Source organism: Bacillus sp. JJ1127 (genome assembly GCF_036965845.1).
Taxonomy (GTDB): domain Bacteria; phylum Bacillota; class Bacilli; order Bacillales; family Bacillaceae_G; genus Bacillus_A.
The window spans coordinates 1-1,135 of sequence record NZ_JBALQK010000441.1 but is presented as its reverse complement, the minus strand read 5'-3'; the positions used below and the strand labels follow the sequence as shown (position 1 = coordinate 1,135).

Here is a 1,135-nt window from a genome sequence, read left to right as displayed (position 1 = left end):
ATGAAAATGGATTTATATGGTGATTTTCTACTATGAAAAAGAATCTTAGTATAGTAGGTGAGGAACGGGCCTGTTTGCAGTAAAAAAGAGTCAGCTTTAAGCTTAGGCTGACTCTTTTTTGAATTCTTTCACATACGTTTCTACAGTTTGAAATTGTTTTTTGATCTTAAAGGCATCTTTTTGTTCTAGGAATTGTTTTTCATTATAAGGCCCAAAACGTTTATTATGTTTTACGTCAATAATCCAATAATGCTCGTTTTGTTTATTTGTCATCGTTGCTTCGGGATTGTTTGGATCTGATTTTTCCTCAATTTGTTTTGCAATAATATATCTATCATCCCAGGCGATTTCTGTGACTTTTGCTGGGATATATTGTGTGGCATATACAGCATCTTGCTTTGGGAAAAGTTCAAATGCATTTCCGGAAGTATTTATCAGTTCATATTCATCATTGATGGTGTAAGCTGAATGGTTTATGTCCCCTGCACAACCTGCTAATAATATAGTGAAAAATAGGATTATCCACCGCTTCAATATGAGAACCCCCTTTACAATGCTGTTGTAACACATTGTACAAGAAAAGGAAAAGAAACGCCAGTTTACAATGTTTTTTAGAAATGGTACGATGAAACGGGTAAAGAAGGATACGAAGGAGTCGACATAAAATGAAGTTAAAGGTGCATCGTCCAGCGGTGGTAATGAATCGCATTGGTGCCTCCATTATTGATATGTTTTTCATATCGGTTATGTATGGTGCTATTGTGGCCATTATAACAGGAAATTATGGTGCTATTTTCAATCGTTTTAATATAAGTTTAGGTGATTATCGATATGATATTACACTTGTTTTTATATTAATGGCCATCTACTTTATTTTTGTGCCATTTGTTTGGAACGGTTGTACAATTGGTAAAAAAATAACAAGGACAAAACTTATATCACTAACAAGTGAAACGTTAACGATACAAACGTTAATCGTACGGTTCTTTGTATTGTTATTACCAAACATATTGCTACTTGGAATTCCTGCAGTATGCAATGTGTACATGATGTTGTTCCGCGAGGATAATAGAGGATTTCATGATTTAGTTGCCAAGACAAAAGTGATGAGTCTCGTTTAATCATAGTAAGAAAC

General features: G+C 34.1%; 2 protein-coding genes. One reads left to right on the top strand and one right to left on the bottom strand.

Annotated elements, in window-relative coordinates; translation table 11 throughout:
• Positions 1-102: 102 nt before the first annotated feature.
• Entirely contained in the window at positions 103-534 is a 432-nt protein-coding gene (locus tag V7183_RS25675) for a DUF3997 domain-containing protein (RefSeq protein ID WP_335361303.1), read from the bottom strand.
• Between the two features lie 131 nt (positions 535-665).
• Here V7183_RS25675 and V7183_RS25670 point away from each other — a divergent pair, with 131 nt between their 5' ends.
• On the top strand, positions 666-1,121 hold the full coding sequence (locus tag V7183_RS25670; RefSeq protein ID WP_335361302.1) for an RDD family protein: 456 nt from the start codon (positions 666-668) through the stop codon (positions 1,119-1,121).
• The last annotated feature ends 14 nt before the right edge of the window (positions 1,122-1,135 follow it).

What these genes read in the sequence shown, in the direction of transcription:
- V7183_RS25670 (WP_335361302.1), top strand. Translation starts at nt 666, where the DNA reads ATGAAGTTAAAGGTGCATCGTCCAGCGGTGGTAATGAATCGCATTGGT.